Raw genomic sequence first — 18,793 nt, forward strand, 5'->3', positions numbered from 1 at the left:
ACATGCGCCGACGCCTCCCGCCCCTGTCCCGACGCCGCATGCGTGGCGCCGCCGTGGTCACGGCGCTGCTGATGGTCACGCTCGCCGTGGTCATTGTCTCCGGCATGCTGTGGCGCCAGCAGGTGCAGATCCGATCGATCGAGAACCAGCGGCTGCTCGCTCAGGCCACGTGGATCGAGCGCGCGGCCGTGGACTGGGCCCGGCTCATCCTGCGCGACGACCAGCGCCGCACCAGCGTCGACGAACTGGGCGAGCCGTGGGCCGTGCCGATCGCAGAGACGCGCCTGTCGGATTTCCTGGGCGCCGCGCTGCGCACCGACCAGGCCGGCGAGACATCGTTCCTGTCGGGCCGCATCCTGGACGCGCAGGCGCGCTTCAACCTGACCAACCTGGTGCTGTGGACGGCCACGCCGACGCAGGGCCGCGCCGCCACGGTCGATCCGGCCGCGCTGGCAGCATACCGCCGCCTGCTGCAAACCGTGGGCCTGAATCCGTCGCTGGCCGAGACCACGGGACGCTTCGTGCTGCGCGCCGCGCAAGGCGGCTCTGACGGCCAGCCGGCGCCGCGCCCGCCGGACAGCGCCCAGAGCCTGCTGGCGATCCCGGGCTACACGCCCGAGATGGTCACGGCGCTGGAACCGTTCATCATCGTGCTGCCGGAGCGCACCGTGGTCAACGCCAATACGGCCGAGCCCGAGGTCCTGTCCGCCGTCATCACCAACCTGGCCCTGGTCCGCGCGCGCGAACTGGTGCGCGAACGCGATCGCGCGTACTTCAACAATGTCGGCGACCTGCAGACCAAGCTGGGCAGCGTCGCGCCGCAGGCCGACACCAGCAACCTGTCCTCCATGCTGGACGTCCGCTCCCACTATTTCCTGATTTATGGCCTGGTGCGCCATGAGCGCGCCAGCCGCCTCCAGGTATCGCTGGTTTACCGGGGCGAGGTGCTGGGTAACACCAACACCACTCGTGTGCTGTGGATCCACGACACGGACCGGCTTCCCGACATGCGATGAGCCATAGCGCAGATTTGCGTGCGCTGCGGCACGCTGCTTCCACCCTTGCGGGCCCGGCTACCGGGGGAGAATGCTATTGACGCGGTTTAGTCACACAGGCAAGGTATGCTGCGGCGCTGCCGCAACCGTGGCGCCATGCCGAGCGGCGCCTCCCTGCCCGTCCGTGTCCGCAGCCGGCACCTCCGCGCCCCGGCCATTCCGCTGCCCCGGCAATCCGCCCCCAGCACAGGCTCCACTGACGTCAAAGCTAGGAAACCTTGAGTACCACCCTGTACGTTCGCCTGCCGCATCGGCCGCATGACCAACCGCAACCATGGCATTTCGGTGCCCTGCCGTTCGCGCTGGTACGCGACGCTGGCATGCCGGCTGCCCGCCGCTCCGACGCCGCGCAGGCGCCGGAAGTGTTGCGCGAAGGCCACGCCCAGATCGGCGCGATGCCGCCCGCCGAGCGCCTGGTGCTGATCCTTGCCGCCAGTGACGTACTGCTCACCACGGCCACCGTGCCGCCGCTGCCGCCGGCGCGGCTGAAACAGGCACTGCCCAATCTGGTGGAAGACGCCCTGGCCACCGACGCGCAGCCCTGCCACATTGGCGTGGGCCCGGCGCTCGACGGCGAGGCGGCTCGGCCGGCACGCGGCCCGCGACGCCGCCTGCTGATGGTGGCCGACCGCGCCTGGCTGCGCGCGGTGCTAGACGCGTTTGCCGAACACCGCCACCGCCGGCGCCATATCCTTCCCGCTCAGATGTGCCTGCCGCTGGCCGTCCCGGCCGCTCTGGCTGAGGCCACCGATGGCGACAACGCCGCGGCGCAACCCGCCACGCTGGTTGTAGAGGCCGCGGCCACTTCGCTGGTACAGGCCGAAGGCATGGTCGAACCGACGCTGGCGCCTGAGGCGGCGCCAGCCAGCAGCCAATGGCAACTCACGGTGCGCACCGGCCGCCATGAAGGCTATGGCCTGCTGCTGGGCACCGATGCGCTTGCCGCCTGGCAGGCGCTGGCGCCGGAAGGCTTGTGGCACGGCGACGCCAACGCCATGGCCAACGCGCCAGTGCCTGCACTGCGACAGGCCAACGCGGCCGACTGGCGCATGTGGATCGCCGGCGCGCAAGGCTGCCTGCAGGAATCCGGCCTCGATCTCGCCCAGTTTGAATTTGCCCAGGGGCGTGCCGACCGCTGGAACTTGCTGGCGTGGCGCCTGCCGCTTGCGCTGGCTGCCGGCATCGTGCTGGTCCAGCTTCTTGGCATGAACATCCACTGGCTGATGCTGCACCGTGAACAGCAGCGCCTGGAAGCCGCGCAGCTGCAGACGCTGCACACCGCGTTTCCGCAGATCCAGACCGTGCTCGATGCCCCGCTGCAGATGCGCCGCCAGGTGGAACAGCTGCGACTGGCCAGCGGGCGCAGCACGCCTGACGATTTCCTGCCGCTGGCCGACCGCTTTGCGCAGGCTGCGCGCCAGTTGCCGCCCGATGGCCTGCAGGCGCTCGAGTACCGCAGCCGCACGCTCGTAGCCACCCTCAAGCCCGGCACCGATACCGCCGCGCTGCGCGGCGCCGTGCGCCAGGCCGGCCTGCAGATGGAAGAAGACAAGACGGCGGATGCCTCGCGCACCGTCGGTCCGGCCGGCTCGCGCTGGGTCATCAAGCCAGGCCTGTGAACCGAATCATGAGTCCGAGCAAAGACAACCTCCGCACCCAGACGCCGCACGCTGCCGCGGCGTCTGGCCGCCCTTCGGCCCGCACAACGCTGGCGCGCTTCAAGCCGCGCGTGCCGCAAGTCTGGCGCGAGCAGTTCGACGCCTTCTGGTCGGCGCGCAACCCGCGCGAGCAGGCCATTCTCGGTGGCGGCGCTGTGGTGCTAGGACTGGTGCTGGTCTACACCGTGCTGTGGGAGCCTGCCGCCGATGGCCGCGCGCGGCTGTCGCGCAGCCTGCCTGGAATGCGCGCGGACCTGGCAGAAATGGAAACCCTGGCGCAGGAAGCCCGTGGCCTGAACGCGAGCCCGGCACCCGCACTGCGCGGCGACGCACTGACGCAAGCGTTGCAGGAGAGCCTGGGCAAGTACGGCCTGAAGGCAACGCGACTGGCCGCCGGCGCCGACAACAGCGTGCAGGTGCAGCTAGACAAGGCGCCGTTCGGCGCGGTCGCGGGCTGGCTGCAGGACGTGCGCCAGCAGCAGCGCCTGAAGATCACGGACGCGCGCATCGTCTACGTAGGCGCCACCGCGCTGGTCAACGTCAGCGCGACCCTGCAGGGTCCGGGTGGCCGCAGCTGATGGTACGGCTGGAGTCGCTGCGGCTGCCCCGACGCAAGCTGCGCCGCCCGGCAGGCTGGCGCCGCGCCGGCTGGCTGCTGCTGGGCCTGGCCACGGCCGGCATTACCGTGCTGGCCATGCTGCCGGCCGCATGGATCGCCGACACGGTGGCGGCCCGCACGCAGCGGCGCGTGCTGCTGGCCGATGCCGCGGGCTCGCTGTGGCACGGCAGCGCCACGCTGGCGCTGTCGGCCGGCGCGGGCAGCCAGACCGCGACGGTGCTGCCGGGCCGGCTGCAATGGTCCGTGGCTTTCTGGCCGTTGCTGACCGGCTCCGCACGCATGGTGCTCACGCATACGGAGGCCATGCCGGCGCCGGTCGGGCTGACCGTCACGCCGGGCGGCTGGACCGCGCAGGCGGGCGCCATCCGGCTGCCGGCCGCGCTGCTCGAAGGCGTGGGCGCGCCGTTCAACACGCTGCGCCCGGACGGCCTCATGCGCGCGGACTGGTCGGCGTTGCAGGGTAAATTTGCGGGCGGGCTGCTGTACGGGCATATCACGCTGCGCATCGAACAAGTGTCGTCGGCGGTAAGCCGCCTGCGTCCGCTGGGCAGCTACCGTGCCGAGATCGACTGGAACGGCGCCGATGGCAAGCTCGCGCTGAGCACCATCGCCGGGCCGCTGCATCTTGATGGCAGCGGCACGCTGGGCCGGCAGGCGCGCTTCGAGGGCACAGCCAATGCCGAGCCCGAAGCCGCTACCCAGCTGGTCAGCCTGCTGAGCCTGCTGGGACGACGAGAGAACAATGTGACAAGGCTGCGCTTCTGAGCCAGGCAGCGCCAGGAGCCGACCGGAACCAAACATGAAAACCGAAGCCACCCGACCCTTCTTCCAGACCGCCAGTGCCCGTGCCGTGGCCCTGCTGTGCGGCCTTTCGCTGCTGGCGCCGACGCCGCTGTGGGCGCAGCAGCCCGCCAGCCCTGGCGCGCCACCGGACATCACGCCGCGCAACCGGGACCAGGTGGTGCTGAACTTCGTCAACGCCGACCTCGATTCCGTGGTCAAAGCCGTAGGCCAGGCCACCGGCAAGAATTTCGTGATCGACCCGCGCGTGAAGGGCACCGTCAATCTCGTCACCGAGCAGCCGGTCTCGCGCGCGCAGGCGCTCGAAACGCTGGGCTCGGTACTGCGCATGCAGGGCTATGCGATGGTGGAGAGCAATGGCTTCACCAAGGTCGTGCCCGAAGCGGACGCCAAGCTGCAGGGGTCGCCGATCGTGGTCGGCGGCGGGGGCGGCCGCGGCGACCAGGTGGTGACGCAGGTGTTCCGGCTGAACTACGAGTCGGCCAACAACCTGGTGCCGGTGCTGCGGCCGATGATCGCGCCCAACAACACCATCACCGCCTACCCGGCCAACAACACGCTGGTGATCACGGACTATGCCGAGAACCTGCGCCGCCTCGGCCGCATCATCGCCGCGATCGATGCGCCGGCGGCGGGCGAAGTCGAGCTCGTACCGCTGAAGAATGCCATCGCCAGTGACACGGCGCTGGTGCTGCAGAAGCTGCTCGACCCGGGATCGGCGACGACGGGCGCGGCGGGAGGCGGCGCGGCGTCCGTCGACAGCAGCCTGCGCACGACCGTGGTGGCGGAGCCACGCAGCAACTCGCTGATGATCCGTGCAACAAGCCGCGCGCGCCTGCAGCAGGCACGCATGCTCATCGAAAAGCTCGACCAGCCTTATGCGCGCCCCGGCAATATCTGGGTCGTGCCGCTCAAGAACGCCGACGCCGTCAAGCTGGCCGCCACGCTGCGCGCGATCGTCGCCGCCGACAGCAGCTTTGCCACAAGCACGCAACCGGGCGCCGCGGGCGCGGCAGGGGCCGGCGGACTGACCAACGTGTCGACGCCGGCCGGCGGCCAGTACACCGGCGGCACCACGGCAAGCCAGGCCGGCATGCGCTCGACCGGCACCAGCGGGTCGAGCACGGGCGGCGGCGCCTATGGCAATTCGGCGTTCGCGGCATCGTTCAACCCAAACACCCAGCCGACCACAGGCGGCATCATCCAGGCCGATCCGGCCACCAATGCCCTGATCATTACGGCCACCGAACCGGTGTACCGCAACCTGCGCGCCGTGATCGAGGATCTCGACGCGCGCCGCGCGCAGGTCTACATCGAATCGATGATCGTGGAAGTGACCTCCACGCAAGCCAGCCAGCTCGGCATCCAGTGGCAAGGACTGCTCAGTTCGAGCAGCGGCAACAACAACGTCTTCGCGGGTACCAACTTTGGCACGGGCGGCCAGAACATCCTGAACCTGACACTCGCCGGCGCGCTGTACAACAGCAACCACAGTGCCGGCATCGTTGCCGCGCAGCAGCTCGTGCCCGATGTGGGTGGCCTGAACCTTGGCGTGGTGAACAAGGCGCTGGGCCTTGGCGCGCTGCTCCGCGCGCTGGGCACCAACGGCAGCGTGAACCTGCTGTCGACGCCAAACCTGATCACGCTCGAGAACGAGGAAGCCAAGATCCTGATCGGCCAGAACATCCCGATCACGACCGGCTCCTATGCACAGACCGGCGGCGCGGCCTCGGTCACCCCGTTCCAGACCTTCGACCGCAAGGATGTCGGCATCACGCTGCGCGTGCGGCCGCAGATCACCGACGGGGGCCTGGTCAAGATGCAGATCTTCCAGGAGTCGTCGTCGGTGGTGCCGGGTACGCTGACGCAGGTGCAGGGCCCGACCACCAATGTGCGCTCGATCGAGACCAACGTCCTTGTCGACGACGGCCAGATCATCGTGCTCGGCGGGCTGATCGAGGATTCCTACGGCGACGGTGTGCAGAAGGTGCCGCTACTGGGCGATATCCCGTGGATCGGCGGCCTGTTCCGCTATGAGAACAAGAACCGCGCCAAGACCAACCTGCTGGTGTTCCTGCGCCCGTATGTGATGCGCACGGCCGGCGCGGCCGACCGGTTGACGCAGGACCGCTACGATTACATGCGCGCGCAGCAGACCGACTTCGTCTCGCCTAACATCATGGTGCGCGACGCCAACACGCCGGTGCTGCCGCCCGCGGATGCGCCGACCACGCCGTTCGTCGACCCGCGTGGCAACGGGCCGGTGCAAAGTCCGCTGCCACTGCCGCAATCCGTGCCGCAGACTGCACCGGGGCAGCAAGCGCCGCAACCAGTGCCGCAGCCGATTACGCAGCAAGGCTATCCCGGCACGTTCGCGGGCTCGGCATCGCCCGACGCCGGCCGCCGTAACTGAGCCAGACCATGGCAAGCGAAGTCCAAGCCGCCCTTGACAGCCAGGATATTCAGGAGCCGCCGTCACCGATGGCGGCGCGCCTGGTGTCGTACAGCTTTGCACGCGAAGCGCCGCTGCTGATCGCGCACCAGCGCGCCGACGGCCTTGAAGTCTGGGTGAGCCGCGCCACATCGCCCGCTGCGCTTGCGGAGGTGGCGCGCGTGCACGGCGCGCTGCGCCTGCGCGTGATGGAGCCCGATGCGCTCGAACGCGCCATGTCCGACGCCTACAACCGCCAGGACGGCAGCGCCGCGCAGGTGGTGGGCGAAGTCGAAGGCGAAGTCGACCTGTCGCGCCTGATGCAGGACATTCCCGCTGTGGAAGATCTGCTCGAGTCCGAAGACGACGCGCCGATCATCCGCATGATCAACGCGCTGCTCACACAGGCCGCGCGCGAAGGCGCATCGGACATCCACATCGAACCGTTCGAATCGGCGTCGGTCGTGCGCTTCCGTGTCGACGGCACGCTGCGCGACGTGGTGCGGCCGAAGAAGGCGCTGCACGGCGCGCTGATCTCGCGCATCAAGATCATGGCGCAGCTCGATATTGCCGAGAAACGCTTGCCGCAGGACGGCCGGATCACGCTGCGCGTGGGCGGGCGCCCCGTGGATGTGCGCGTGTCCACGCTGCCGACGGGCCACGGCGAGCGCGCGGTGCTGCGTCTGCTGGACAAGGAGGCAGGCCGCCTCGACCTGGCCAAGCTCGGCATGTCGCCGCGCACGCTGGCCGGTTTCGACGACCTGATCCGCCAGCCGCACGGCATCGTGCTCGTTACCGGGCCGACAGGCTCGGGCAAGACCACTACGCTGTATGCGGCGCTATCTCGGCTGGACGCGCGCTCCACCAACATCATGACGGTGGAGGATCCGATCGAATACGACCTCGACGGCATCGGCCAGACGCAGGTCAACGCGCGTATCGACATGACCTTCGCCAAGGCCCTGCGCGCGATCCTGCGCCAGGACCCGGACGTGGTGATGATCGGCGAAATCCGCGACCTGGAAACCGCGCAGATCGCGGTGCAGGCTTCGCTGACCGGCCACCTAGTGCTGGCCACGCTGCACACCAATGACTCGGCCTCGGCGATCACGCGGCTCGTGGACATGGGCATCGAGCCGTTCCTGCTGTCGTCGTCGCTGCTTGGCGTGCTCGCGCAGCGGCTCGTACGCCGGTTGTGCCCGCATTGCAAGCGCGAGGAAGTCATCGAAGTCACCGCCGGCGAAGCCGAAACGCTGCATACGCAAGGCAAGCCGCTACAACACCTGTGGCATGCGGTGGGCTGCGACAAGTGCGGCAACTCCGGCTACCAGGGCCGCATGGGCGTGTACGAGCTGCTGACCGTCGACGACGAGATCCGCACGATGATCCACCGCCAGCAGCCCGAGTCGGAGATCAAGCAGGTCGCGCTTGCTCATGGCATGCAGACCATGCGCGGCGATGCGCAGCGCTGGATCGACACCGGCGCCACCGCGCTCGAAGAAGTGCTGCGCGTCACGCGCGACTGACGGAACGCCGCCATGCCCGCCTTCCGCTACGAAGCCGCCGACGCCCTGGGCAAGACCGACCGCGGCGTCATCGAGGCCGACAGCCCGCGGCAGGCGCGCTCGCAACTGCGCGCGCGCGGGCTGACGCCGCTGACGGTCGATCCGCTCGCTGGTACTGGGCAGGCCCCGCGCAGCGGCAGCCAGCTTTTCACGCGCCGGCTTTCCACGCAGGAACAGGCACTGTTCACGCGCCAGCTCGCGAGCCTGATCGTCTCGGGCCTGCCGCTCGACGAAGCGCTCGGCGCGCTGGCTGACCAGGCCGAGCGGCCCTATGTCCACGAGCTGCTCGCCGGCATTCGCGCCGAGGTCATGGGTGGCAGCTCGCTGTCGGTGGCCCTGGCCCAGCATCCGCGCGATTTTCCCGATATCTACCGTGCACTGGTTTCCGCCGGCGAGCACTCCGGCCACCTCGGGCTGGTGCTCGAGCGGCTGGCCGGCTACATCGAATCGCGCAATGCGCTGACGTCCAAGATCCGGCTGGCCTTCACCTATCCGGCGATCGTCACGGTGGTGGCATTTGCGATCGTGATCTTCCTGCTGTCGTATGTGGTGCCGCAGGTGGTCAGCGTGTTCGCCAACACCAAGCAGAAGCTGCCGACGCTGACGATTGTCATGCTGGCGCTGTCGGATTTCGTGCGGAACTGGTGGTGGGCGGCGCTGGCGGTGATCGCCGTGATCGCCATGATCGTGCGCAGCCTGCTCAAGCAGCCGGCTGTTCGGCTGGAGTGGCACCGCTGGCTGCTGACGGCGCCGCTGATCGGCAAACTGACCCGCGGCTACAACACCGCGCGCTTCGCCGGCACGCTGGCGATTCTGGTGTCGGCTGGGGTGCCGATCCTGCGGAGCCTGCAGGCGGCTGGGGAGACGCTGACCAATGAAGCGCTACGGGCCAATGTCGAAGACGCGACGACACGCGTGCGGGAAGGCGCGTCGCTCGCGCGGGCGCTGGCCGCGCAGAACCAGTTTCCGCCCGTGCTGGTGCATTTGATTCGCTCTGGCGAGGCGACCGGGAATTTGCCGGTGATGCTCGATCGCGCGGCTCAGGGCGAGGCGCAGGAACTGGAGCGGCGGACGCTGTTTCTTACCAGTCTTCTGGAGCCGCTGTTGATCTTGACGATGGGTGTTGTGGTGCTGCTGATTGTCTTGGCGGTGTTGATGCCGATTATTGAGATCAATCAGCTGGTGAGATAGGGCTTTGGCGGGCTGGCATGCGCCAAGCGCCGCCAAAAGCATCCCAACCCCTCAACTCTTGACCTTCCTCCGCGTCTTCCTCACGGGTTTCGCCTCAGAGGCATCCGCCACCGGAGCCGCCTCAGAAAACCCTTCAAACGCCTCCTGCACCTGCGCCGTCAGCACCGTATCTCCGGGCGCAGCGAACACGGACTGATCGATCGGCCAGGGCTTCTCGCTAAGCGCCACGTCGGGCCGACGCGGCGCCCGCTTGCGAGCGGGTTTCTTCGCCGCCGGCGCGGGCGACTCTTCCGCGATGACATCGGCTGCCACCACCTCCGGAGCCTCAACTTCCGGCACTGGCGCAGGTTCAGGTACGGGTTCTGAAGCAACGGAAACCTCGACAGGCTCCCGAACCGGCTCCGGTTCCGGCGCAGCAACCGGTACGGCCGCGACCTCCGGCGGAACGACTGGCTGGCGGTTTTCCGGCTGCGGTGCAGGCGTCTGTGTCGGCTGCGCCTGCGGCTTCTCAGCCTGACGCTGGCCGCCAGCATGGCGCCCATCTCCTTCCTGCCCTTGCTTGCTGCGCTTCTTCAGCCGCACCCAGATGGTCTTGTTGTTGCCGCCATTGCGGGTTTCGACCTCGAACAGGCCGGTGGCAACCACAAGCTCCGAAAGCTTCCCATACCCATAGTTCCGCGAATCGAACTCCGGAGCCTGCTTGGCGATGTGATTGCCCATGCCGCCAAGCGTCGACCAGCCGTCATCGTCCGACACCGCCTGCGAGGCATTCTGCAGCAATCGCACCAGGCGCGAGTCCTGGCGCAGTTCGCCGCTACTGCGACGGCGCGTCGGCGTGGCAGCCTCGTCGACTTCGGCGTCAGCGCGCAGCACATCGGAGTAAATGAACTTGTCGCACGCCGTGACGAACGGCTTGGGCGTCTTGCGCTCGCCGAAGCCATAGACGATCAGCCCTTGCTCCCGAATACGCGAGGCGAGGCGCGTAAAGTCACTGTCGCTCGACACGAGGCAGAAGCCATCGAAGCGTTCGGTGTACAGCAGATCCATCGCGTCGATGATCATCGCGCTGTCGGTGGCGTTCTTGCCGACGGTGTAGCGGAACTGCTGGATCGGCTGGATCGAGTGCGACAAGAGGCACTCCTTCCAGCCCGACAGATTGGGCTTGGTCCAGTCGCCATAGATGCGCTTGACGGCGGCGACGCCGTACTTGGCGACTTCGGCCAGCAGGCCTTCGATGATGGCGGGCGCCGCATTGTCGGCGTCGATCAGCACGGCCAGGGTCGCGGTGCCCTGGCGGGGGGAATTGGTCATGTTCGGTCCTGCTCGGAGGAGATTCCCGGCCATGTTGCCGGACGGAGGTTGCACCGGACCGGCGCGTGCCGGTCCTTGGCAGGGGCGCCTTGGGCCACATCGTAGTGCATGTGGGTGGCGCGTTGGATGCATCGCAGTGTACACGCGAAGCCCTGTCCATACGGGAACTCCTGTCGAGACAGGTGCGGTTCTTGCTGCATTGCAAGGTGCCGCGGATTTTTGAGCGGTGCTACCATCCGCGCAGAGACACCACCTGCCGAGGCCTTCACAAGAGGCTCAGGACGGTCGGCCCCATGAATGTAGTAGTCGGTGATCCCGACAACACACCCCATAGAGGAGCACTTATGAATGCCCCCCTGACCACTCCGGTCAGCGACGCCATCCGCCGCGCGCTCGCAAACGTTTCCCTCGACGACAAGTACACGCTTGAGCGTGGCCGCATCTACATCAGCGGCACGCAGGCGCTGGTACGCCTGCCGATGCTGCAGCAGGAACGCGACCACGCCGCCGGCCTTAACACGGCCGGCTTCATTTCCGGGTACCGCGGGTCGCCGCTCGGAGCGCTGGACCAGTCGCTGTGGAAAGCCAAGAAGCATCTCGCCGCGCACAATATCGTGTTCCAGGCCGGCCTGAACGAAGACCTCGCCGCAACGTCGGTCTGGGGTTCGCAGCAGGTCAATATGTACCCGGATGCGAAGTTCGATGGCGTGTTCGGCATGTGGTACGGCAAGGGGCCAGGTGTGGACCGCACCGGGGATGTGTTCAAGCATGCCAACTCGGCCGGCTCGTCGCGCCACGGCGGCGTGCTGGTGCTGGCGGGCGATGATCATTCCGCGAAGTCGTCGACGCTCGCGCACCAGTCGGAACACATCTTCAAGGCCTGCGGCCTGCCGGTGCTGTATCCGTCGAATGTGCAGGAGTATCTCGACTACGGCCTGCATGGCTGGGCGATGAGCCGCTACTCCGGCCTATGGGTGGCGATGAAGTGCGTCACGGACGTGGTCGAATCGTCGGCTTCGGTCGAACTCGATCCGCATCGCGTGCAGATCGTGCTTCCCGACGATTTCGTGCTGCCGGCGGGCGGCCTCAATATCCGCTGGCCCGATCCGCCGCTCGAACAGGAAGCGCGGCTGCTCGACTACAAATGGTACGCGGGCCTGGCTTATGTGCGCGCCAACAAGATCGACCGCATCGAGATCGATTCGCCGCATGCGCGCTTCGGCATCATGACCGGCGGCAAGGCTTATCTCGATACGCGCCAGGCGCTGGCCGACCTGGGCCTCGACGATGCCATGTGCGCGCAGATCGGTATCCGCCTGTACAAGGTCGGCTGCGTGTGGCCGCTCGAAGCGCATGGCGCGCGCGCCTTTGCCGAAGGCCTGCAGGAAATCCTGGTCGTCGAAGAAAAGCGCCAGATCATGGAGTACGCGCTCAAGGAAGAGTTGTACAACTGGCGTGACGACGTGCGCCCCAAGGTCTACGGCAAGTTCGACGAGAAGGACAATGCGGGCGGCGAATGGTCGATCCCGCAGAACAACTGGCTGCTGCCCGCGCACTACGAGCTGTCGCCGGCGATCATCGCCAAGGCCATCGCCACGCGGCTGGAAAAGTTCGACCTGCCGGTGGATGTGCGTGCGCGCATTGACGCGCGGCTTGCAATCATCGAGGCCAAGGAAAAAGCGCTGGCCACGCCGCGCGTGACTGCCGAGCGCAAGCCGTGGTTCTGCTCGGGCTGCCCGCACAATACGTCGACCAACGTGCCCGAGGGCTCGCGCGCGCTGGCGGGTATCGGCTGCCACTACATGACAGTGTGGATGGACCGTAATACCAGCACCTTCAGCCAGATGGGTGGCGAAGGCGTCGCGTGGATCGGCCAGGCACCGTTCGCGGGCGACAAGCATGTGTTTGCGAACCTCGGCGACGGCACTTACTTCCACTCGGGGTTGCTGGCGATCCGCGCGTCGATTGCTGCGGGTGTCAACATCACCTACAAGATCCTCTACAACGATGCGGTCGCCATGACCGGCGGCCAGCCCGTGGATGGCCAGCTCTCCGTACAGGACATCGCGTGGCAGGTCCACAGCGAAGGCGCAAAGAAGATCGTCATCGTCACGGACCAGCCCGAGAAGTACAACGGCGCGATCAAACTACCGGAGGGCATCACGGTCCACCATCGCGACCAGCTCGATACGATCCAGCGCGAGCTGCGCGAGGTTCCCGGTTGCACGATCCTGATCTACGACCAGACCTGCGCCACCGAAAAGCGCCGCCGCCGCAAGCGCGGCACGATGGAGGATCCGCAACGCCGTGCCTTCATCAATGACGCGGTGTGCGAAGGCTGCGGCGATTGCTCGGTCAAGTCGAACTGCCTGTCGGTCGAACCGCTCGAAACCGAATTCGGCACCAAGCGCCAGATCAACCAGTCGTCGTGCAACAAGGACTTCTCCTGCGTGAATGGCTTCTGCCCGAGCTTTGTCACGGCTGAAGGCGCGCAGGTGCGAAAGCCCGAGCAGCATGGCGTGGCGATGGACAGCCTGTCCGCACTGCCTGAGCCTGCACTGCCGGAGATCCGCCGCGCGTACGGCATCCTGGTGACCGGCGTGGGTGGCACCGGCGTCGTGACCATTGGTGGTCTGCTCGGCATGGCCGCGCACCTCGAAAACAAGGGCGTTACCGTGCTCGACATGGCGGGCCTCGCGCAGAAGGGCGGCGCGGTGCTGTCGCATGTGCAGCTCGCCACGCGGCCGGAAGACCTGCACGCCACGCGCATCGCGATGGGCGAAGCGGACCTGATCATCGGCTGCGATGCGATCGTGTCGGCCAACGACGAGGTCATCTCGAAGACGCAGTCGGGGCGCACGCGCGCGGTCGTCAACACCTCGCAAACGCCGACGGCCGAGTTCATCAAGAACCCGAAGTGGCAGTTCCCGGGCCTGTCGGCCGAGCAGGATATTCGCAACGCGGTTGGCGAACAGTGCGACTTCATCAACGCGAGTGGTCTCGCCGTCGCGCTGCTCGGCGATGCCATCTACACGAACCCGCTGGTGCTTGGCTACGCGTGGCAGAAGGGATGGATTCCGCTGACGCTGCAGGCGCTGGAACGTGCAATCGAGCTGAATGGCGTTGCGGTGGAAAAGAACAAGGCGGCGTTCGACTGGGGCCGCCATATGGCGCATGACCCGGAGCACGTGCTGTCGCTGACCGGCAAGCTGAAGAACACCGCCGAAGGCGCGGATGTGGTGAAGCTGCCGACGTCGTCGGGCGCGCTGCTTGAAAAGCTGATTGCCCGACGTGTCGAGCATCTGACGGCCTATCAGGACGCGGCCTATGCACGGAGTTATCGCGAAGCCATCGACCGCGTGCGCGCGGCCGAAAGCGCGCTGGCGGGAAGCGGCAAGCCGCTGCCGCTCACCGAAGCTGCCGCGCGCAACCTGTCCAAGCTGATGGCGTACAAGGACGAGTACGAAGTCGCGCGGCTGTACACCGATCCTGTTTTCCTCGACAAGCTGCGCGCGCAGTTCGAAGGCGAACCCGGCAAGGATTACCAGCTCAACTTCTGGCTGGCACCGCCGACGACTGCAAAGCGCGACGACAAGGGACATCTCGTCAAGCGCAAGTTCGGGCCGTCGACGATGACGCTGTTCCGCGTGCTCGCGAAGATGAAGGGCCTGCGTGGCGGCATGCTCGATATCTTCGGCAAGACCGAGGAACGCCGCACGGAACGCGCGTTGATTGGCGAGTATCGGGCGTTGCTCGATACGCTGATCGCCGGATTGAATGCCGCGAACTACGACACCGCTGTGACGCTGGCCAATCTGCCGGACGATATCCGGGGTTTTGGCCATGTGAAGGAAAACAACCTGAAGGCGGTTCGAGTGCGTTGGGCGAAATTGCTGGAACAATTCCGGCATCCGGAGACGGCGCAGCGCGCGGCGTAAGCCGCCGGACTGGCAGCGCTTGCAGCGCTGCCAGTCGTCAACCCTACGCCTTCGCCAACTCCTTCTCCCCCGGCTTCACATACATCGAGTTCCGCGGTTGCGCCAACACGCGCCGCACCATCGGCTCGAAGAACGACAGCGGCAGCGTGTCATAGTCCGTCATGAACGCGGCCGCGTCATATTTCTGGCAAAACTCCGCGGTACGCTCGAACAGTTCAGGCTGGTCGCGGAATTGCTCGCGCAGGTTGCGGTCCAGGCCGAGGTGATGGAAGAAGTAGTAGCCCTGGAAGACGCCGTGCTTCTCGACCATCCACAGATTTTCTGCGCTGACGAACGGCTTCAGGATCGCTGCGGCGATATCGGGATGGTTGTAGCTGCCGAGCGTGTCGCCAATGTCATGCAGGAGCGCGCACACCACGTACTCCTCGTCGCGGCCATCGCGATGCGCGAGCGTCGCGGTCTGCAGCGAATGCGTGAGCCGGTCTACGGGAAAGCCGCCGCAGTCGCCTTCAAGCAAACGCAGGTGTGCGAGCACACGGTCAGGCAGCTGTTTTGCGAACGGCATGAATTCGGCGGAGATCGCGGCCCAGTCTTCGCGGGTGCCGTGCTCCATGTGGCTGAACGTGGCGTGTGCGGGTGCGTGGGTGTCACTCATGCTTGTCTCCTTGGCGGCGGGGCGCCTGTCGTTGTAGAGGCTGTGCCCGCATTGTGGCACCGACGCTGGCGACTACACTGTCAAATACTGAACAATGCACCGATTGGTGCAGCGCACCGCAAACCGATAACAAGGAGAAGCCATGACATACCAGGGCAGCTGTCATTGCGGGGCCATCGCCTTCGAGGTGGAGGCCGACAATATTCCTAGCGTGATCCGCTGCAACTGCTCGATCTGCCGCCGGCGCGGGCATCTGCTGTGGTTCGTGCCGCGGCTGCAGTTCAAGCTGACCACCCCCGAAGCGAATGCATCGACGTACCGCTTCAACACAATGAAGATTGCGCACCGCTTCTGCCCGGTCTGCGGATGCGGGCCGTATGCGGATGGGCAGGACAAGGACGGGCGGCCGATGGCGGCGGTCAATGTGCGCTGTCTCGACAACGTCGATCTCGATGCGCTGAAGATCATCGACTACGACGGTCTGCACCACTGAGCGCCATGTTCCGCATCTTAGGCATTGATCACCTCGTCCTGCGCACCGCCGATGTCGACCGGCTGCGGCGCTTCTACGTCGACGTCCTCGGCTGCAGCGTAGAGCGCGAGCAACCGGCGTTTGGCCTCACGCAACTGCGCGCGGGCAGCGGGCTCATCGACCTGGTCTCCCTCGACGGGCCGCTGGGCCGCGCTGGCGGCGCAGGTCCCGGCGCCGAGGGCCGCAACCTCGACCACTTCTGCCTGCGCATCGACCCGTTCGATGCCGACGCCGTGCGTGCCAGTCTGGCGCGCCACGGCGTGGAGGCGAGCGCGGTGGAGCAGCGCTTTGGCGCGGAGGGCAAAGGGCCGTCTCTGTATGTGAAAGATCCCGATGGCAATGTGGTCGAGCTCAAGGGGCCGGCCGAAAGTGCCTGAGGATCACCGCGGCACGCGCGGGCTCGCTACAATTTCCGCTTAGCCCGCTGCGCCGCCCCCAGGCGCCGGGCGCGCCATGACCCGAACAGACGCCACGCCCGACGCGGATTCCGCCACGCCCTCCGTTCCTACCGATACCGGCACTCCGGCCCCGCCACCACGCAGCCTGGTCTGGATGCTCGGACTGACCGAGACCATCTCCTGGGGCACGCTGTACTTTTCGTTCACCGTCTTCATCGAGCCGATGAGCCGCGCGCTCGGCTACACCAAGCCCTTCCTGGCCGGCGGCTTTTCGCTAGGCCTGCTGGTGTGGGCGATGTGCTCGTTCGCCGTGGGCCGGCTGTTGGACCGGTTGCCGGCGCGCAAGGTGATGGGCGCCGGTTCGCTGCTCGCCGGAGCTGGCCTGCTGCTGTGGGCGTGGTCGCCATCGCCAACGGTGTTCCTGCTGATGTGGGTGCCGCTCGGGCTGGCCATGGCCACCACGCTCTATGAGCCCGCTTTCGTCGTGCTGCGCCAGGCCTATGGCGATGGCTATCAGAAACCGATCGTCACGGTCACGCTGATGGCTGGCTTTGCGAGCACGATCTTCGTGCCGCTCGCGCAATGGCTGGTGTTGCATCTCGGCTGGCGGCAGACGCTGCTGGTCTTCGCCGCGCTGAACCTGCTGGTCTGCGTGCCGCTGTATGCGCGCCTGCGCTACGTGCTGCACGCGAGTTACGCCGCCGTCCAGCCGGCCTCGCCACTGCCCGCCAGCGATACAGGCAAGCATGGCATTGCGCGTGCCACGCTGCGCCTGCCCGTATTCTGGGCCGTGGTGCTGGCCTTCACCGCGACGAACATGGTGGCATCGCTGCTCGGCGCGCATTTGATCCCGATGCTGACCGAGAAGGGCCTGCCGCTGGGACAGCAGCTCGTGGTCGCCGCGCTGATCGGTCCGGCGCAGGTCGTGGGCCGCCTGCTCATGATGCGTGCCGCCGTCCGGCATCCGGTACGGCTGGCCGTGCCGGTCTACCTGCTGATGAGCGCGGGCCTGCTATGCATGGCGCTCGGCCATGGCGCCTGGCTCATGGTTGCGGCGCTGCTCTACGGCTGCGCCAATGGCGTCAACACCATGTTGCGCGCCATGGCCATGCCGGAACTGATCTCGCGCCATCACTACGCCACGCTCAACGGCCTGATGATGACGCCGGTGCTACTGATGCAGGCCGCCGCGCCATGGCTGGGCGCCCTGCTCTGGCGCTTCGCCGGCGGCTACTGGCTGATGCTGTGGACCATGGTGGCGCTGGCGCTGGCCGCGCTGCTGTCGTTCGCATTCGCGCTGCAGCGGCGCGGCCTGCTACGCGCCACCGGCTGACGCCGTCCCGGTCCCGCTTTACACGGCCATCACGGCAATGCGGGACAATGCTCGTTTTGCCACAGGCCACGCGCACGCCGCGCGGCCCGCAGTTCCCGCCATGTCCGAGTCGAGTCCCGGCACATCGTCGCCGCCCGCTTCCACCCTACCCGCTGACCGCGTAGCCCGCGCCACGCGGGGCACCATGGCGCTGTTCTTCGTCAACGGTGCCACCTTTGCGACGTGGGGCGTGCACATCCCAACCATCAAGGCGCGCTTCGGCCTGTCCGACGCCATGCTGTCGATCGCGATGCTGGCCGTGGCTGGCGGCGCCATTGCCGCGATGGGGCCGGTCGGGCGCTGGGTTGCGCGCGTGGGCAGCGCCCGTGCATCGATGGCCAGCGGCCTCGTCTACGCACTGGCGACGGTGGTGATCGTTGCCATGCCTGACTTCCGTCTGCTGCTGCTCGCGCTGCTGGCCTTCGGCATGGCGAATGCCGCATTCGACGTAGGCATGAACGCGCAGGCCGCAACGGTTGAAGCCAGCCGTACCCGGCCGGTGATGTCGGCGCTGCATGGCATGTTCAGCCTGGGCGGCATGGCTGGCGCGGCGTTCGGCGGGCTGATGCTGTCACTCGGCGTGCCGCCGCTGGTTCATGCGGCGATGATGGCGGGCCTGACCGCCGCGGTGGCCCTTGGCACGGCGCCCGGGCTGCTGGCGGACCACCCCGTGCTGCCGACCGCCAGCCACCACCGCGACCACGCGGTGCGCGCGCTGTGGCTGCTGGGGCTGCTGGCATTCCTCGGGCTGATCGGCGAAGGCGCGATGTACGACTGGTCCAGCGTCTATATGCGCGATGTGGCCATGGCGCCGGCAGGCTGGATCAGCTTTGGCTATGCGGCGTTCTCGGGCGGGATGGCCTGCGGGCGCTTCGGCGGCGACCGCCTGCGCGCGCGCTGGGGGGAAGCCGGCACGCTGGCCGCCAGCGCGTGGCTCGGCTTTGCCGGCATCGTGCTGGCGCTGGCCGTGCCCGTACCCATGGCTGCGCTGGCGGGATTCAGCCTGATGGGGCTGGGCGCGGCCAACATGGTGCCGATCTTCTTCGTAGCGGCATCAGGCCTGCCCGGCGTGGCGCCGGCGGAAGCCATCGCGCGCGTGGCGCGCTTCGCCTATCTCGGATTGCTGCTGGGCCCCGTGCTCATCGGCGGCGTGGCGCACCTGGCCAGCCTGCGTGTCGGCCTCGCCGTGGTGGCGCTGACCATGGGCTGGATCGCGCTGGCGGGCGCCCGCTCGGCACGGCGCTACCTGCCAGCGCGCAAGCGATAA

General features: G+C 67.3%; 14 protein-coding genes. 12 read left to right on the top strand and 2 right to left on the bottom strand.

The window, feature by feature from the left end; translation table 11 throughout:
* The first annotated feature begins 2 nt into the window (after nucleotides 1-2).
* The 7 genes from gspK (at nucleotide 3) to gspF (ending at nucleotide 9,320) form a co-directional block, all read left to right on the top strand.
* Nucleotides 3-1,016 (top strand): type II secretion system minor pseudopilin GspK, encoded by a 1,014-nt coding sequence (gene gspK, locus K2O51_RS29575; RefSeq protein WP_220631104.1) that lies wholly within the window; start codon nucleotides 3-5, stop codon nucleotides 1,014-1,016.
* 257 nt (nucleotides 1,017-1,273) lie between these two features.
* Nucleotides 1,274-2,674 carry a type II secretion system protein GspL gene (gene gspL / locus K2O51_RS29580; RefSeq protein ID WP_011299355.1) on the top strand — a complete coding sequence of 467 codons (1,401 nt, stop codon included), beginning with the start codon at nucleotides 1,274-1,276 and terminating at the stop codon, nucleotides 2,672-2,674.
* A gap of 8 nt (nucleotides 2,675-2,682) precedes the next feature.
* Entirely contained in the window at nucleotides 2,683-3,291 is a 609-nt protein-coding gene (locus K2O51_RS29585; RefSeq protein ID WP_220631105.1) for a type II secretion system protein M, read from the top strand.
* Complete coding sequence (locus K2O51_RS29590; protein ID WP_220631106.1) at nucleotides 3,291-4,097, top strand: type II secretion system protein N; 807 nt, start codon at nucleotides 3,291-3,293, stop codon at nucleotides 4,095-4,097. Before K2O51_RS29585 ends, K2O51_RS29590 begins: the two co-directional genes overlap by 1 nt.
* Before the next feature lie 34 nt (nucleotides 4,098-4,131).
* Nucleotides 4,132-6,546 carry a type II secretion system secretin GspD gene (gene gspD / locus K2O51_RS29595; RefSeq protein WP_220631107.1) on the top strand — a complete coding sequence of 805 codons (2,415 nt, stop codon included), beginning with the start codon at nucleotides 4,132-4,134 and terminating at the stop codon, nucleotides 6,544-6,546.
* 8 nt (nucleotides 6,547-6,554) lie between these two features.
* The gene (gene gspE / locus K2O51_RS29600) at nucleotides 6,555-8,090 is read left to right on the top strand and encodes a type II secretion system ATPase GspE (protein WP_084791919.1); all 1,536 of its coding nucleotides are present in this window, start codon (nucleotides 6,555-6,557) and stop codon (nucleotides 8,088-8,090) included.
* Nucleotides 8,091-8,102: 12 nt separating this feature from the next.
* Nucleotides 8,103-9,320: a type II secretion system inner membrane protein GspF gene (gspF, locus tag K2O51_RS29605; RefSeq protein WP_011299360.1), complete on the top strand. Its 1,218-nt coding sequence runs from the start codon at nucleotides 8,103-8,105 to the stop codon at nucleotides 9,318-9,320.
* 51 nt (nucleotides 9,321-9,371) lie between these two features.
* Here gspF and K2O51_RS29610 read toward each other — a convergent pair whose 3' ends face one another.
* Nucleotides 9,372-10,631, bottom strand: a complete 1,260-nt coding sequence (locus K2O51_RS29610) for an NYN domain-containing protein (protein WP_011299361.1) — start codon at nucleotides 10,629-10,631, stop codon at nucleotides 9,372-9,374.
* A gap of 344 nt (nucleotides 10,632-10,975) precedes the next feature.
* Here K2O51_RS29610 and K2O51_RS29615 point away from each other — a divergent pair, with 344 nt between their 5' ends.
* Entirely contained in the window at nucleotides 10,976-14,569 is a 3,594-nt protein-coding gene (locus tag K2O51_RS29615; protein ID WP_220631108.1) for an indolepyruvate ferredoxin oxidoreductase family protein, read from the top strand.
* A 43-nt stretch (nucleotides 14,570-14,612) separates the two neighbouring features.
* On the opposite strand, the gene K2O51_RS29620 is transcribed toward K2O51_RS29615, so the two are convergent.
* Nucleotides 14,613-15,224 carry an HD domain-containing protein gene (locus tag K2O51_RS29620; RefSeq protein ID WP_011299363.1) on the bottom strand — a complete coding sequence of 204 codons (612 nt, stop codon included), beginning with the start codon at nucleotides 15,222-15,224 and terminating at the stop codon, nucleotides 14,613-14,615.
* Nucleotides 15,225-15,366: 142 nt separating this feature from the next.
* Here K2O51_RS29620 and K2O51_RS29625 point away from each other — a divergent pair, with 142 nt between their 5' ends.
* The 4 genes from K2O51_RS29625 to K2O51_RS29640 all read left to right on the top strand — a co-directional run bounded on the left by K2O51_RS29625 (nucleotide 15,367) and on the right by K2O51_RS29640 (nucleotide 18,793).
* Entirely contained in the window at nucleotides 15,367-15,717 is a 351-nt protein-coding gene (locus K2O51_RS29625; RefSeq protein ID WP_041679733.1) for a GFA family protein, read from the top strand.
* A 5-nt stretch (nucleotides 15,718-15,722) separates the two neighbouring features.
* Nucleotides 15,723-16,133 carry a VOC family protein gene (locus K2O51_RS29630; RefSeq protein WP_140949198.1) on the top strand — a complete coding sequence of 137 codons (411 nt, stop codon included), beginning with the start codon at nucleotides 15,723-15,725 and terminating at the stop codon, nucleotides 16,131-16,133.
* Between the two features lie 76 nt (nucleotides 16,134-16,209).
* A complete protein-coding gene (locus K2O51_RS29635; RefSeq protein ID WP_011299366.1) occupies nucleotides 16,210-17,487 on the top strand; it encodes an MFS transporter in 1,278 nt (425 codons plus the stop codon).
* 100 nt (nucleotides 17,488-17,587) lie between these two features.
* Nucleotides 17,588-18,793: an MFS transporter gene (locus tag K2O51_RS29640; protein WP_084791920.1), complete on the top strand. Its 1,206-nt coding sequence runs from the start codon at nucleotides 17,588-17,590 to the stop codon at nucleotides 18,791-18,793.

Origin of the sequence: Cupriavidus pinatubonensis (assembly GCF_019602855.1) — a bacterium.
In the GTDB taxonomy this organism is placed as follows: domain Bacteria; phylum Pseudomonadota; class Gammaproteobacteria; order Burkholderiales; family Burkholderiaceae; genus Cupriavidus; species Cupriavidus pinatubonensis.

Coding starts and splice junctions, on each gene's coding strand:
- gspK (WP_220631104.1), top strand. CDS start 3: ATGCGCCGACGCCTCCCGCCCCTGTCCCGACGCCGCATGCGTGGCGCC.
- K2O51_RS29585 (WP_220631105.1), top strand. CDS start 2,683: ATGAGTCCGAGCAAAGACAACCTCCGCACCCAGACGCCGCACGCTGCC.
- K2O51_RS29590 (WP_220631106.1), top strand. CDS start 3,291: ATGGTACGGCTGGAGTCGCTGCGGCTGCCCCGACGCAAGCTGCGCCGC.
- gspD (WP_220631107.1), top strand. CDS start 4,132: ATGAAAACCGAAGCCACCCGACCCTTCTTCCAGACCGCCAGTGCCCGT.
- gspE (WP_084791919.1), top strand. CDS start 6,555: ATGGCAAGCGAAGTCCAAGCCGCCCTTGACAGCCAGGATATTCAGGAG.
- gspF (WP_011299360.1), top strand. CDS start 8,103: ATGCCCGCCTTCCGCTACGAAGCCGCCGACGCCCTGGGCAAGACCGAC.
- K2O51_RS29610 (WP_011299361.1), bottom strand. CDS start 10,631: ATGACCAATTCCCCCCGCCAGGGCACCGCGACCCTGGCCGTGCTGATC.
- K2O51_RS29615 (WP_220631108.1), top strand. CDS start 10,976: ATGAATGCCCCCCTGACCACTCCGGTCAGCGACGCCATCCGCCGCGCG.
- K2O51_RS29620 (WP_011299363.1), bottom strand. CDS start 15,224: ATGAGTGACACCCACGCACCCGCACACGCCACGTTCAGCCACATGGAG.
- K2O51_RS29625 (WP_041679733.1), top strand. CDS start 15,367: ATGACATACCAGGGCAGCTGTCATTGCGGGGCCATCGCCTTCGAGGTG.
- K2O51_RS29630 (WP_140949198.1), top strand. CDS start 15,723: ATGTTCCGCATCTTAGGCATTGATCACCTCGTCCTGCGCACCGCCGAT.
- K2O51_RS29635 (WP_011299366.1), top strand. CDS start 16,210: ATGACCCGAACAGACGCCACGCCCGACGCGGATTCCGCCACGCCCTCC.
- K2O51_RS29640 (WP_084791920.1), top strand. CDS start 17,588: ATGTCCGAGTCGAGTCCCGGCACATCGTCGCCGCCCGCTTCCACCCTA.